Source organism: Pseudomonas sp. ICMP 3272, from assembly GCF_001466905.1.
GTDB classification, from domain to species: Bacteria; Pseudomonadota; Gammaproteobacteria; order Pseudomonadales; family Pseudomonadaceae; genus Aquipseudomonas; species Aquipseudomonas amygdali.
Genome location: NZ_LKEK01000036.1, coordinates 30,766 through 44,550 on the forward strand (window position 1 = coordinate 30,766; position 13,785 = coordinate 44,550).

Genomic DNA, 13,785 nt, shown 5'->3' on the forward strand with positions numbered 1-13,785 from the left:
GCACATCCAATTCCAGGATGGCCGACGGCACTGATTCGGTTCTGAGTTCAGCCGTATCGAAGGTCAAACGTCACGTCCTGCCGCTTTTCGTCATCATGTTTATCGTCAACTACATCGACCGGGTGAACATCGGCTTTGTGCGTTCGCACATGGAGCATGACCTGGGTATCGGTGCTGCAGCCTATGGCCTGGGTGCCGGACTGTTCTTCATCGGTTATGCCCTCTTCGAAGTCCCTTCCAACATCCTGCTGCAGAAAGTCGGCGCACGTATCTGGTTGACGCGGATCATGCTTACCTGGGGCATCGTTGCTGCCTGCATGGCCTTCATCCAGAACGAAACCCACTTCTACATCCTGCGCTTTCTGCTGGGCGTGGCCGAGGCAGGCTTCTTTCCAGGCGTGATCTACTACTTCACCCGCTGGTTGCCCGGGGTTGAGCGCGGCAAGGCAATTGCCATTTTCCTCAGCGGCTCGGCCATCGCTTCGCTGATTTCCGGACCACTGTCAGGCCTGCTGTTGCAGATCACCGGTTTCGGAATGAAAGGCTGGCAGTGGATGTATTTCATCGAAGGCATGTTCTCGGTGGGCCTGTGCTTCTTCGTCTGGTTCTGGCTGGACTCCAAACCGCACGACGCCAAGTGGCTGACCCGCGAAGAACAGGACGCGCTGGTCAGCGCCATCGATGCCGAACAGGCTGCCCGCGAAGCGGCGACGCCAGTCAAAGCCTCCATCGGCAAGTTGCTCAAGGACAGCCAGATCATTCTGTTCTGCCTGATCTACTTCTTCATTCAGTTGACCATCTACGCAGCGACCTTCTGGCTACCGAGCATCATCCGCAAAATGGGCAGCCTGACGGACTTTGAAGTCGGCATGTTCAACTCCATTCCATGGCTGCTGTCGATCATCGGCATGTACGCTTTCGCCACGCTGTCCGCCAAGTGGAAACGCCAGCAGGCGTGGGTCGCCATTGCGCTGCTGATTGCCGCTGCCGGGATGTTCATGTCCACCACTGGCAGCCCGATCTTCGCTTTCGTTGCCATCTGCTTTGCAGCACTGGGTTTCAAGTCGGCTTCGTCGCTGTTCTGGCCCATTCCGCAAGCGTATCTGGATGCACGTATCGCCGCAGCGGTCATTGCGCTGATCAACTCGGTGGGCAACCTGGGTGGCTTCGTGGCGCCGACCACTTTTGGCTTGCTGGAAGAGCACACCGGCTCGATCCAGGGCGGGCTGTATGGCCTGACGGTCACATCGATCATTGCCGCGATCATCGTCTTCGCTGCGCGCAATACGCCAAAGCCAGGCGCGACGCCGGTAGCCGCCATCCATACCCCGGCCACGCATTGATGCAGGTTCGAAGCGACGCCATTACAGGTCATATTTTTTTACGGGATCAGCTATGAACATTCAACACGCCAACATCACCAGCAAGGCCCCTGTCATTACCGAGATGCAAGTAGTGCCAGTGGCTGGCCATGACGACATGCTGCTCAACCTCAGCGGCGCGCACGGCCCTTACTTCACCCGCAATATCGTGATACTCAAGGACAATGCCGGGCATATTGGCGTCGGCGAAGTGCCGGGCGGCGAGTTGATCCGCCAGACGCTGGAAGACGCACGCTCGCTGGTGGTCGGCAGCAGCATCGGCACCTACCAGAAGATCCTCAATGAGGCACGCAAAGCCTTCGCCGATCGCGATTCGGGCGGCCGCGGCCTGCAGACCTTCGACCTGCGCATTGCCATTCACGCTGTCACCGCGCTGGAAGCCGCCCTGCTCGACCTGCTTGGTCAGCACCTGGGCGTACCGGTTGCTGCATTGCTGGGCGAAGGTCAGCAACGTGATCAGGTCGAGATGCTCGGCTACCTGTTTTATGTCGGCGACCAGCGCAAAACCGACCTGGCCTATCGTAGCGAGCCCGACGCCGATAATGACTGGTTCCGCATTCGTCATGAAGAAGCGCTGACTCCGCAGGCGGTGGTCCGTCTGGCTGAAGCTGCGCACCAGCGTTACGGCTTTCAGGACTTCAAGCTCAAGGGCGGCGTACTGAGCGGTGACGCAGAGATCGAAGCTGTCACGGCGCTGGCTGAGCGTTTTCCCGATGCGCGTATTACCCTTGACCCCAACGGAGCCTGGTCGCTCAAGGAAGCCATCCGCCTATGCCGCGATCAGCATCACGTGCTGGCGTATGCCGAAGACCCGTGCGGCGCGGAAAACGGTTATTCCGGTCGTGAAGTGATGGCCGAGTTCCGCCGCGCCACCGGCCTGAAGACTGCCACCAACATGATCGCCACCGACTGGCGGGAAATGGGCCATGCCATTCAATTGCAATCGGTGGACATTCCACTGGCTGATCCGCACTTCTGGACCATGCAGGGCTCGGTACGTGTGGCGCAGATGTGCAACGAGTGGGGTCTGACCTGGGGCTCGCATTCCAACAACCATTTCGATATTTCTCTGGCGATGTTCACCCACGTTGCCGCTGCGGCGCCGGGCAACATCACGGCGATTGACACCCACTGGATCTGGCAGGACGGCCAGCGCCTGACCAAGGCCCCGTTGCAGATTATCGGCGGCAAGGTCGATGTGCCCAAGCAGGCGGGGCTGGGCGTCGAGCTGGACATGGACCAGCTGGCCAAGGCTCACGAACTCTACAAAGGCATGGGCCTGGGCGCACGCAATGACGCAGTGGCCATGCAGTTTCTGATCCCGGACTGGAAATTCAACAACAAGCAGCCTTGCCTGGTGCGTTGAGCCAGCTTAAAAAACCACTCGCCGCCTGCTGACAATCTGGCTGGCACACGGCGCGCAACCCCCTTGCGCGCCGTTTTTTTCAAATCCGGCTTGGCATGCAAAGCCGGCATGCTACTGTCTCGTAACCTCCAGTAACGACTAGACCGCATGCGCCATCTTGCCCGCACCCGCCCTCGCCTGACTCTCGCAGCTCTGGTTGGCCTCACCGCCGGCATCGCCTGGGCCTGGCTGATCCCCCACGCAACACTCACGCAGAGCCTGCTGACCGGCTGGGACACAGGCGTGTGGCTGTATCTGATCCTTATTTTCGTTCGCACGCTGCGCAGCAATGCCGACGATGTCCGCCGAGTCGCGATGATGGAAGACGAAAACGCGGGCGTCATTCTGGTAACGGTCTGCGTGGCGGCACTGGCCAGTCTGGCGGCGATCATCTTCGAAGTCGCGAGCAGCAAGGGCCTGTCCAGCGACGCCAAAATGCTCCATCACGCCTTCACCGGCCTGACCGTCATAGGTTCGTGGCTGATGATCGGGGTGATCTTCAGCCTGCATTACGCACGCATGTTCTATACCTGGAAAGGCAAGGAGCCCGCGCTGGCGTTTGTCGGCGGAGAAAAGCACCCCGACTACTGGGACTTTCTGTACTTTTCGTTCACCCTCAGCGTTGCGGTACAGACCTCCGACGTCGGCGTCGCGACCCGTGAAATGCGCAAGGTCGTGCTCGGCCAGTCGTTGATCTGCTTTGTGTTCAACACCGCGATTCTGGGCTTTTCGATTAATATCGCTGCCAGCCTGTTCAATTAGTGCTCTGTTTCATAAAAACCCGTCAAGAGGCCTTCAGACAATGACCCAATTGAAAATCGCGGTGCTCGATGATTGGCAAAACGTCGCCAGCGATGTGGTGGACTGGTCGGTGCTCGACTCAGTGGGCGACATCAGCTTTCTGCACGACTTCCCGGCCGACACCGCAACCATGGTGCAACGGCTGCAAGGCTTCGACATCATTTGCCTGATGCGTGAGCGAACCTTGTTCGATGAGGCACTGCTCAGCCAACTGCCTGCGCTCAAATTGCTGGTCACAGGCGGCATGCGCAATGCGGCGATTGATATCCCTGCGGCCAAGCGCCACGGCATTGTGGTGTGCGGAACAGAAAGCTATAAACACGCGGCACCGGAACTGACCTGGGCGCTGATCATGGGTATCACCCGCAATCTGGTGGCCGAGGCCAACTCTTTGCGTGCAGGCAACTGGCAGGTCGGGCTGGGCAGCGACCTGCACGGCAAGACCCTGGGCATTCTCGGGCTGGGCAGTATCGGCAAATGGATTGCCCGCTACGGTCAGGCGTTCGGCATGCAGGTCATTGCCTGGAGCCAGAATCTGACACCCGAAGCGGCTGCCGAATCGGGCGTCACGTACGTCAGCAAACAGCAACTGTTCAAACAGGCTGACGTGCTCTCGGTGCACCTGGTACTCAGCGACCGCAGCCGTGGCCTGGTGGACGCGGAGGCACTGGGCTGGATGAAGCCGAGCGCCTACCTGATCAACTCGTCGCGCGGCCCGATCATCGATCAGACTGCTCTGCTTGAAACACTGCAACAGCGCAACATCGCAGGCGCCGCACTAGACGTGTTCGACATCGAACCGCTGCCCGCCGATCACCCGTTCCGCACGCTGGACAACGTGTTGGCAACACCGCATATCGGTTACGTCACCAAGAACAACTACCGAACCTTTTATGGGCAGATGATCGAAGACATTCAGGCCTGGCATGCGGGGTCGCCGATTCGGCTGCTTGGCTGACACGTTGTACTCCGTCAAAGCAGTAATCTGTCGGCTCGGTCAGTCAGCCTTTTTGTTGCTCTAAAAACCCTGTTTGTGCGACCCTGCGCCGTTAACAGATAACGCTCGAAACAGGATTACGCCAGGAAGCCATATTTCAAGGAAGAACAGCAAAAGAAAAACGTTAATAAAAGCGTCATCTTAAGTTCCCCTCCTCGTTATATGAATACTGCAATCCACTAAGTTACAGCTGGCCTGGCGACTTATTCTTTTGTTTCGCAGGGTGCAGCCACTTGTCGCACGGGTCCTACAGAGACATTCGATGAATATTCGCTCAGACAGGTCATATGACCCCTTCATGGCCGCCAGGGAAAAGCCTGTAATGGCCGACCGAACCACGCGGGCCGTGGACGCTGGCGTTGCTGAGGCCAACCCTGAAAAGCAGGCGAAACTCGACACCTATACGGCCTCCGACAGCCGCTCCGCCGAGACACCGGAAGCGTCCCCTGTTTATACAAGAATGATGCTCAGCCGAAATACCCGGTCACTGGAGAGCGAAGATTCCTCGTCAGACACGGCTCTGCTTGCCAGTCAAAAGGCGCTTGTCAGCCAGAACGATACAAAGGCTGCTGGCAGCGAAGTGGCTGCGGTGAAGGACAGCACGGCCCTTTCGGACGCAGAAAAAAAAGCCAAGGAAGCAGAAAAGGCCGCTTCTTCAGAGGCAGCCAAAGCTGCCCAGAACGTCGCGCGCGGGGGAGCCAACGTCAACCCTGATGACATCGCCACAGCCGCTGCTGCCACGAAGATGATTCAGGACCTGAAAACGATTGGAGGCGGAACCTTACGCTTTCAGATGACGCATGATCAGATCAACGACGCCAGGCAGATGGATAAGCTCAGGGCATTGCTTGGCGAAGGAGACAAACAGGGTGTGAAGGTTCAGTTCACCTTTCGCGACAATGCGAACCAGGGTGGCGGAAATGTGCTGACGGGAGAAAAGTTGAAGCAGGCCTCGGCCGACATCAGTAATGTGGTCAAAAAGTTTGGCAGTCGTACCAGTTTCGTCCTGGACACTTTCAATCAGGGCGGCAAAAGCGCCAGTCAGGACTGGGCTGACATGCAGACCACATTAATCAAAGCCGCGCGCAACTCCGGCTATAAAGGAACTATTGTTGTCGAGGACAGTAACTGGGGAGGTGGCCTGACCGCTGGCCCGCAAAGCGGCCTGGTCAAGTTTGCCGATCAATTAAAGGCCGCCAATGGCGAAAGCAACCCGGCCCTGGTTGGCAGCTTTCATGTGTATGCCAGGGAAAGCGAAGCCTCTTCCCGGCTTGCCAACCAGATCAAGGCACTGCGAGAGGCTGGCTATAAATTCCAGATTGGCGAAGTGGGTAACGCCAAATTTCTGATAGGAAACACCTTCCAGCAAAAGGACGAAGCCACCAAAGCCTTGAAAGATAATATGGCAGCTCTCAAAGCAGCCGGAGCGGACATTCTACCCGGCAAGGACCAGTTCCAGGATGGCAAACTTCGCCGCCGTGCCGGCTTTTCAAAGACAGATCAATTCCTGTGATTCAGTACGGCGTGTGATCAGGCTCCGGTATCCATGACACACGCTGCTGAACCTGACCCTCAAAGGGTCAGGCTTTGCACCTAGGAATCAGATACCTGCACCATCACAACGTATAAGCAATCCCCACCTGCACGGTCCGCGGTGCCCCCGGATACGCATAGACGTTGCCAAACGCGCCTTCCTCATACTCGGTATCGAAGACGTTCTTCAGGTCGAGGTTGAGCTTCACGTGCTGATTGACCTTGTAGTAGGCCAGCAGGTCGAACACGGTGTAGCTGTCCATCGAAAAGGCGACGTTGGCGGTGCGCCCGGCGCGCTGGTCGACATAACGACCGCCGCCGCCCAGACCCAAGCCGCGCAAGGCACCTTCCTGAAACTCGTAGACGTTGAGCAGGCTGAAGGTCTGCTCAGGGATGTTCATCAACCGTGTGCCGGAGCGCAGCGTGTTGTCCTTGGTTACTTCAGCGTCGACGTAAGCGTAGCTGCCCATCATCCGCCACTCGGGCGTCAGGTTGCCGACCACGTTGAGGTCCAGGCCACGGCTGCGCACTTCGCCTGCCGCGACACTGAATGTGGAATCAACCGGGTCAGTGGTCAGCACGTTACGCTTCTCGATCTGGTAGATCGCCGCATCAACACTCAACTGGCCGTCCAGCGCTTCCCACTTGGTGCCGATCTCGTATGACTTGCCCTCTTCCGGCTTGAAGCCGCCACCCAGCCGGCTGGCACCGCTGTTGGGCTTGAACGAACGTGCGGTGTTGGCGTAGACCGCGACGGTGTCGGTCAGGTCGTAGCTCAGGCCAACGCGCGGTGTGACGGCGTTATCGCTGGCGGTCCAGCTGCTGGTGCCAGGCAAGAAGGAATCGTAGTCATGTTCAAAACGCTCCAGACGCACGCCGCCCAATAACTTCAGGCGCTCGGTCAGCGCCACCTGATCCTGCACGAAGGCAGCCCAGGTCTTGAGGTTTTCCTTGTCATGGGTCGTGGTCCGGGTCAGTGCCGGTCGGGCCTGACCATAGACAGGGTTGAAGATGTCAATCGGGTAGGCGCCGACGGCACCGCTGGAACGCTGGATGATCGACTTGTAGTCATAATCCTCATACTCGACCCCGGTCAGCAGCGTGTGATCGAAGCCACCGGCGGAAAAGTGCCCGGTCAGGTTCAACTGCACATCGCGGTCTGTCCATTCCAGCTTGCGATAGTTGAAGTTGCGCCCGAGGGTACGACCATCAGCCGCCAGGCCGTTGGCCTCGATGGCATCGCCTTGCAGGGAACCGTCGAGAAGCTGGACGCCACCGCCCAGCTTCCAGTCGGCATTTAGGTCATGGTCGAAGCGCAACTGTGCCATGTTGTTATCGTTATGCAGCTTGCCCACGCTCTTCTCGCCGAAGAACGTGTCGCGCGAGGCGGTGCTCGTCTGGTTGGCGTAACGCGTCAGGCCACGATCCAGCGGTGCATTGTTGCGCATGAAGTCGCCTTCGAAGGTAATGCGCGTGGCGTCGTTGACCTCCCAGCTCAAGACCGGAGCCACACCATAGCGCTCGGTCTCGACGTGATCACGAAAGGTATCGCCGCCTTCGCCCACGACGTTGAGGCGATAGGCGAAACGCCCTTCGTCATCCAGCGGACCGGACGCGTCCAGCGTGCCGCGCTTCATGCCCTGATCATTGAGCTGGCTGCCCAGCGTGACCTTGCGCTCGGCCAGTGGCTGCTTGGAGACCACGTTGAAAGTGCCGCCCGGATCGCCCCGGCCGTACAGCGTGGTGGCCGGACCGCGCAACACTTCAAGGCGCTCGATGGTGTTGGCATCCGGCATGTTCGGATAGCCGCGATTGATCGGGAAGCCGTTGCGATAGAACTCGCCGGTGGTAAAACCGCGCACCGTGAATGTAGTCAGCCCTTGACCGCCGAAGTTGTTGGCCCGCCCGACGCCGCCCGCGTAGTCCAGAGCGTCCTGCAAGCGCGTGGAGCCGATGTCTTCTACCGCGTCGCGGGTCACAACGCTGACGGACTGTGGCGTTTCATGCAGCGAGGTATCGGTGCGCGTGGCGCTGGCGGAGCGTGTGGCGCGATAGCCCTCGACCGGCCCTTGCGCCGTTTCAGCATTGGCAGCGCCCTGAATGTCGATATTCTGCAACTCTATGGAAGGTTGCCCGGCAGTAACCTGGTCAGCCCAGGCGGCTTGAGAGATCGCTTGAATGACGCAAAGTGAAACGAGAGTACGACGCATCGACGTGCAGCCCTTGGCAAGAAACCAGGCCTCTTGGGACCCGGCAGGATTTTTCGCGAATAGTACAGATTCGTATTAACGCCTGATACAAATTCGCAAAAATATCTTTTGCCTATGCTGCGCATCTCGCTTCGCAACCGTGGGGACAAACAGGCAAACTGGCGCTCATCGCACTTCACAAGAGAACCGACAATGCCTCTTTCCGACAAGCCTGCCGACCCGCGCTGTGCTTTGCTGGTGATCGACATGCAGTACGACTTCATGCCCGGCGGACAACTGGCGGTGGCTGACGGCGATGCGTTGCTGCCGTTGATCAATCGTCTGGGCGCGCGCTTTGCCCGAGTGATCATCACGCAGGACTGGCATCCTGCCGGGCATATTTCGTTTGCTTCAAGCCACGCTCAGCGCCTGCCATTCGAGAGCATCACCCTGCCCTACGGCCCGCAAACGCTATGGCCGGACCATTGCGTGCAAGGCAGCCACGGTGCGCAGTTGCACGCCGATCTTGACCTGCCTCACGCGCAACTGATCCTGCGCAAGGGCTGCAATGCGCATATCGACAGCTATTCGGCATTTCTGGAGGCAGACCGTACGACCAGCACAGGCCTGGCCGGGTATCTGAAAGAGCGCGGCATCGACACTGTATTCGTGGTCGGTCTGGCGCTGGATTTCTGCGTCGCCTGGTCTGCTCAGGATGCACGCAGTGCCGGTTTCAATACGTATGTCATCGAAGATGGCTGTCGCGCCATCGACATGAACGGCTCGCTGGAGAACGCCTGGAAGACCCTGCTGAGCATGGGTGTAGAACGCGTGCAAAGCGCCGATCTGCTGGGCTAGACAGGCGCATCCTGCAACCGGTGCAAACAATCGTTGATACGTCCCGCGGTTAGCGAACGACCGCGCGTGGCGCCTGTCTGAACCATCGGACCGGCAATGCCCGTGCCGGTCCATTTCATCACTGGCGCTGAGGATGTTGTATGGATCACGAAGTAGACGGCAAGACCCCCGGCCTGTCAGCCGAGGAAGAGCGCGAGATTGATGAAAACCAGCCGCCCCGCGCGGCGGTGCTGCACGAAACCATCCGTATTCAGGGCGATCACGAACTGGAGCGCAGTGTTGCCGCCCTGTGGTGGTCGGCACTCGCGGCCGGGCTGACCATGGGCCTGTCGTTGATGGCCATGGGGCTGTTCAAGTCGCGGCTGGAAGGCATACCCGGCAGTCACGTCATCAGCAGCCTTGGCTATTCGGCCGGATTTCTCGCGGTCATCCTGGCGCGCCAGCAATTGTTCACTGAAAACACTATTACCGCCGTGCTGCCGATCATGAGCAAGTTGAACCTGGCCAATATCGGTCGATTGTTCCGACTATGGGGTGTGGTACTGGCGGGCAACCTCGCTGGGACGCTGCTGGTGGCCTATGTCATGCTCAATCTGCCGATTTTCGACACCAGCACAGACAAGGCATTTCTGGAGATTGGCCACAAGGTCATGGAAAACGACGTCAGTCAGATGTTTTCCAAGGGCATCGTGTCCGGCTGGATGATCGCGACCATGGTCTGGATGATTGCGTCCATGGAAAATGCCAAGATCGCCATTATCATTCTGATCACCTACTTGATGGCGCTCGGAGACTTCACGCACATTGTCGTGGGCTCGGCCGAAGTGTCCTATCTGGTATTTGCCGGGGAAATGGGCTGGAAGGATTTCTGGTTTACCTTTGCCGCTCCTACATTGGCAGGCAATATCATTGGTGGCAGCTTTATCTTTGCCTTGATCAGCCACGCACAGATCCGCAGCGAAAAAGACACGACCGCCAAACTGGAACGCGATCGTCAGAACAAGGCAGAAAAAAGCCGCCGCGAAAAGCAGCAGCAAGAGCTCAAGGACGCGGATATCAGCATGCGGAATGACATATGATCCCTATCATTAAACTTTCTTTCAGGAAGCGCAGTGGCTTTTAAAGGCAGAATGAGTTTTTGAACGCACTTATTCAGGCAGGGACCATGACCCGAATTCTGGCAATCGAAGATGATGCCATCACAGCAAAGGAAATCGTGACCGAGCTCAGCAACCACGGACTGGAAGTGGACTGGGTGGACAACGGCCGTGACGGTCTTGCACGTGCAGTGAGCGGAGACTATGACTTGATTACTCTGGACCGCATGCTTCCGGAGATGGATGGTCTGACCATCGTCACCCACCTGCGCGCCCAGGGTATCTCCACGCCGATCTTGATGATCAGCGCCCTTTCCGACGTGGACGAGCGGGTGCGCGGGCTGCGCGCAGGCGGTGATGACTATCTGCCCAAACCGTTTGCTTCCGACGAAATGGCAGCACGTGTCGAAGTGCTCCTGCGCCGCAGCAACCCGGTCAGCGCGGGCAAGACCGTGCTGCAGGTCGCTGATCTGGAACTGAACCTGATCAGCCGCGAAGCCTGCCGTGGTGGTGAGCCGCTGACCCTGCTGCCCACCGAGTTCAAGCTGCTGGAATTCCTGATGCGCAACAGCGGCCAGATCATCACCCGCATGATGATTTTCCAGGAAGTCTGGGGCTATCACTTTGATCCGGGTACCAATTTGATCGACGTACACATTGGCCGTCTGCGCAAGAAGATAGACCAACCTGGCACCGCACAGCTGATCCAGACCGTGCGAGGTTCAGGTTATGTTATTGCCGAACCCGTCTAAGGGCTGGCGATCTTCAACAAGCCGATTACTGGCGCTATACAGTTCCTTGTTCGTCGCCTGGAGCGTGATGCTGCTGGGCGTTCTCTACTGGGAGGTCAACTCCTACCTGGATAACCTCGCCCGCCAGTCACTCACTCACCGCCAGCAGCTGTTTTCGCGCTTTGAAGGTCAGGCACTGGTTGACGCTCTGGCCACCAGCATGACCTTCGATACGCGCGCAGTGGACGCCTACGGCCTGTTCGACCGAAACTTTCGCCCCGTGGCAGGCCCTATCACCCGCGTGCCGAAAAACCTGCCCATCGACGGCCAGATCCATGTACTGAGCGACTGCATCGAATCGGATGACCCGGGCCTGCCGCAAGGCAGCTGTGATGCGATAGTCAACCGAACGTCCGACGGGCGCTGGCTGGTACTGGTGCGCGAGAATGGCTCGTTGCTTGCCGTCAGCACCCTGATCCTGCACGCCTTGCTGTGGGGCATCTCTCTGACCATTATTCCCGGGGTCGCCGGTTGGCATTTGCTGCGCCGCCGACCGTTGCGCCGCATACGCGCCATTCAGGCCAGCGCCGAATCAATCATCGCCGGCGACATGGCCGGTCGCCTGCCGGTCTCGAACAGGCGCGATGAGCTGGACATGCTGGCGGTGATCGTCAACGCCATGCTCGACCGTATCGAAAAGCTCATGAACGAGGTCAAGGGCGTCTGCGACAATATCGCCCATGACCTGCGCACGCCACTGACCCGGCTGCGCGCCCAGCTTTATCGCATTCAGCAGCAATCAGCGCACGATTCGCCCCACTCCACCCAGATTGCCCAGGTAATCAGTGAAGCAGACACGCTGATGGCGCGTTTTCGTGGGCTGCTGCGCATTTCGGAACTGGAAGACCGTCAGCGACGCTCAGCCTTCGTAGAACTAGAGCTGCAGCCACTGCTGCAGGAACTGCATGATTTCTACCTGCCGCTGGCCGAAGAAGACCAGATCACCCTGTTGCTGGACCTGCACGACACGTTACCCACACTGGTAGGCGACCGAGCCCTGCTGTTTGAAGCGCTGACCAACCTGCTGGGAAATGCAATCAAGTTCACCCCTTCCGGCGGGATTGTGAAAATCAGCGCCTACCCCTCCAGCGACGGCCTCACGCCATGCATCGAAGTACAGGACTCCGGGCCCGGCATCCCCGTCGCCGAGCGCGCAGCCGTCTTCCAGCGCTTCTATCGCAGCGAAACCGGCACTGAACAGAGCGGTTTCGGGCTCGGTCTCTCCGTAGTCGCCGCCATCGTCAATCTGCATGGTTTTACGCTGCAGATAGGCATCAGCGAATACGGCGGCGCAAGCTTGTTGCTGGAATGTCGCACCGTAAACACCCTCGCCTGAGATTCAGTCACAACCCCCTTCCGTAAAACGCTGCGCGCCTGCTTTTTGACGAGCTTGAAGCGTCTGCCTCAATGCTTCCAGAGCTTTCGATAGTTATCTGGCGCAGTCTGCCAAGCGCTAAATTGTAACAATATGTTTCAAAAAACGACACAGCTTGACCGTTTCAGCGCTCACAAGTTCCACTCAATAAATGCGCTTTTCTGGCTTTATATGACGGTTTTCCCCGAATAAATCACCCCATCGAGCAGATGGGAGTTCTTCGCCTCACAGGCAAAATGTGAACGAATAGACATTTTTATGACGTCAGCGTCTTGTCGCTGCGCTGGCACTGCGCTATCTATAACCGGGCAAACGAGGTACCTGCTGCACCGCTTGGCTGCACCCAAAATAATAACTCACCGGATTTCGCCACTAACAAGGCGAGGCTTTGACATGGCTGCCAGAGCAGAGAACGCTGTACTAATTAGTTGGATCAACATCGGCTGGGAGGCTGTTATGGGCGCACAATCAAAGATTTTAAGCGTAGGTCAGTACAAGGTTTACACCGAGACTTACTGGAAAGGCAGCGAGGCCAAGACCATCTTGCTGGTCAACGGTGCGTTATCGACCACCGGCTCTTTCGGGCAGACCGTCAAGTACCTGCAACCGCACTACAACCTTGTACTATTCGACCTGCCGTTTTCGGGGCAATCCCGAGCCCACAACCCGGACGACATGATTGTCAGCAAGGAAGATGAAGTAAATATCCTGCTGCAGTTGATCGACCTCTACCAGGTGAACCACCTGCTGTCGGTGTCCTGGGGCGGTGTATCGGCGCTGCTGGCCCTTGCCGAATGCCCGCCATCCGTGGAAAAGGCGATCATCAGTTCGTTCTCGCCGGTCCTCAACGAGGCCATGCTCGACTACATCGACAACGCCCAGATCTACCTGGCCGCCCGCGAGAAGCGCAAGATCGGCTCACTGCTCAATGACACCGTGGGCAAGTACCTGCCGCGTCTGTTCAAACTCTATAACTACAAGCACCTGATCAGCCTTGCCGAACACGAATATCGCCAGATCGACTTTCACATTAGCCAGATTCGTAAACTAAGCGCCACTAACTATGTCGAGCGTTTCTCCTCGATCAAGATTCCGGTGCTGTTCATCAACGGTGAAAAAGATGAGTACACCACCGTTGAAGATGCGCGGATGTTTTCCAACTACATCGCCAAAAGCAGTTTCAACGTAGTTCCGGACACCGGGCATTTTCTGGACCTTGAGAGCAAGGCGGCGTGGCACCACTCGCAACGCACCGCACTGACTTTCCTGGGCACTGAAGCCACTCAACAGGTATGGCCAAGCGTCACCGCGATGGCCTGAAGCACGCTCGCCTGCGCCCGGGAAGCCGTTCAGCTTT

General features: G+C 58.1%; 11 protein-coding genes. 10 read left to right on the plus strand and 1 reads right to left on the minus strand.

Annotated features, from left to right (window positions below; genetic code table 11):
• The first annotated feature begins 17 nt into the window (after positions 1-17).
• The 5 genes from AO068_RS04635 to AO068_RS04655 all read left to right on the plus strand — a co-directional run bounded on the left by AO068_RS04635 (position 18) and on the right by AO068_RS04655 (position 6,098).
• Complete coding sequence (locus AO068_RS04635; RefSeq protein WP_005745896.1) at positions 18-1,343, plus strand: MFS transporter; 1,326 nt, start codon at positions 18-20, stop codon at positions 1,341-1,343.
• A 52-nt stretch (positions 1,344-1,395) separates the two neighbouring features.
• A complete protein-coding gene (gene gudD, locus AO068_RS04640; protein ID WP_058407777.1) occupies positions 1,396-2,748 on the plus strand; it encodes a glucarate dehydratase in 1,353 nt (450 codons plus the stop codon).
• A 147-nt stretch (positions 2,749-2,895) separates the two neighbouring features.
• Complete coding sequence (locus AO068_RS04645; RefSeq protein ID WP_004665647.1) at positions 2,896-3,549, plus strand: DUF1345 domain-containing protein; 654 nt, start codon at positions 2,896-2,898, stop codon at positions 3,547-3,549.
• A gap of 40 nt (positions 3,550-3,589) precedes the next feature.
• Positions 3,590-4,546, plus strand: coding sequence for a D-2-hydroxyacid dehydrogenase family protein (locus tag AO068_RS04650; RefSeq protein WP_058407778.1), 957 nt, complete (start codon positions 3,590-3,592; stop codon positions 4,544-4,546).
• A gap of 301 nt (positions 4,547-4,847) precedes the next feature.
• Positions 4,848-6,098 (plus strand): cellulase family glycosylhydrolase, encoded by a 1,251-nt coding sequence (locus tag AO068_RS04655; protein ID WP_058407779.1) that lies wholly within the window; start codon positions 4,848-4,850, stop codon positions 6,096-6,098.
• Between the two features lie 103 nt (positions 6,099-6,201).
• Here the strand turns inward: AO068_RS04655 and AO068_RS04660 are convergent, their stop codons facing one another.
• Positions 6,202-8,328, minus strand: coding sequence for a TonB-dependent siderophore receptor (locus AO068_RS04660; protein WP_058407780.1), 2,127 nt, complete (start codon positions 8,326-8,328; stop codon positions 6,202-6,204).
• A gap of 192 nt (positions 8,329-8,520) precedes the next feature.
• Here AO068_RS04660 and pncA point away from each other — a divergent pair, with 192 nt between their 5' ends.
• The 5 genes from pncA (at position 8,521) to AO068_RS04685 (ending at position 13,748) form a co-directional block, all read left to right on the plus strand.
• Positions 8,521-9,165: a bifunctional nicotinamidase/pyrazinamidase gene (gene pncA, locus AO068_RS04665; RefSeq protein WP_058407781.1), complete on the plus strand. Its 645-nt coding sequence runs from the start codon at positions 8,521-8,523 to the stop codon at positions 9,163-9,165.
• A 140-nt stretch (positions 9,166-9,305) separates the two neighbouring features.
• Complete coding sequence (locus AO068_RS04670; RefSeq protein ID WP_058407782.1) at positions 9,306-10,244, plus strand: formate/nitrite transporter family protein; 939 nt, start codon at positions 9,306-9,308, stop codon at positions 10,242-10,244.
• An 86-nt stretch (positions 10,245-10,330) separates the two neighbouring features.
• On the plus strand, positions 10,331-11,014 hold the full coding sequence (locus AO068_RS04675; protein WP_004661386.1) for a response regulator transcription factor: 684 nt from the start codon (positions 10,331-10,333) through the stop codon (positions 11,012-11,014).
• A complete protein-coding gene (locus AO068_RS04680; RefSeq protein ID WP_058400429.1) occupies positions 10,992-12,389 on the plus strand; it encodes a sensor histidine kinase in 1,398 nt (465 codons plus the stop codon). Before AO068_RS04675 ends, AO068_RS04680 begins: the two co-directional genes overlap by 23 nt.
• Before the next feature lie 432 nt (positions 12,390-12,821).
• Positions 12,822-13,748 (plus strand): alpha/beta fold hydrolase, encoded by a 927-nt coding sequence (locus tag AO068_RS04685; RefSeq protein WP_058400428.1) that lies wholly within the window; start codon positions 12,822-12,824, stop codon positions 13,746-13,748.
• The last annotated feature ends 37 nt before the right edge of the window (positions 13,749-13,785 follow it).

Bases quoted from the DNA above. Each gene is read 5' to 3' on its own strand.
- AO068_RS04685 (WP_058400428.1), top strand. From the start codon at position 12,822: ATGGCTGCCAGAGCAGAGAACGCTGTACTAATTAGTTGGATCAACATC.
- pncA (WP_058407781.1), top strand. From the start codon at position 8,521: ATGCCTCTTTCCGACAAGCCTGCCGACCCGCGCTGTGCTTTGCTGGTG.
- AO068_RS04635 (WP_005745896.1), top strand. From the start codon at position 18: ATGGCCGACGGCACTGATTCGGTTCTGAGTTCAGCCGTATCGAAGGTC.
- AO068_RS04670 (WP_058407782.1), top strand. From the start codon at position 9,306: ATGGATCACGAAGTAGACGGCAAGACCCCCGGCCTGTCAGCCGAGGAA.
- gudD (WP_058407777.1), top strand. From the start codon at position 1,396: ATGAACATTCAACACGCCAACATCACCAGCAAGGCCCCTGTCATTACC.
- AO068_RS04655 (WP_058407779.1), top strand. From the start codon at position 4,848: ATGAATATTCGCTCAGACAGGTCATATGACCCCTTCATGGCCGCCAGG.
- AO068_RS04660 (WP_058407780.1), bottom strand. From the start codon at position 8,328: ATGCGTCGTACTCTCGTTTCACTTTGCGTCATTCAAGCGATCTCTCAA.
- AO068_RS04675 (WP_004661386.1), top strand. From the start codon at position 10,331: ATGACCCGAATTCTGGCAATCGAAGATGATGCCATCACAGCAAAGGAA.
- AO068_RS04645 (WP_004665647.1), top strand. From the start codon at position 2,896: ATGCGCCATCTTGCCCGCACCCGCCCTCGCCTGACTCTCGCAGCTCTG.
- AO068_RS04650 (WP_058407778.1), top strand. From the start codon at position 3,590: ATGACCCAATTGAAAATCGCGGTGCTCGATGATTGGCAAAACGTCGCC.
- AO068_RS04680 (WP_058400429.1), top strand. From the start codon at position 10,992: ATGTTATTGCCGAACCCGTCTAAGGGCTGGCGATCTTCAACAAGCCGA.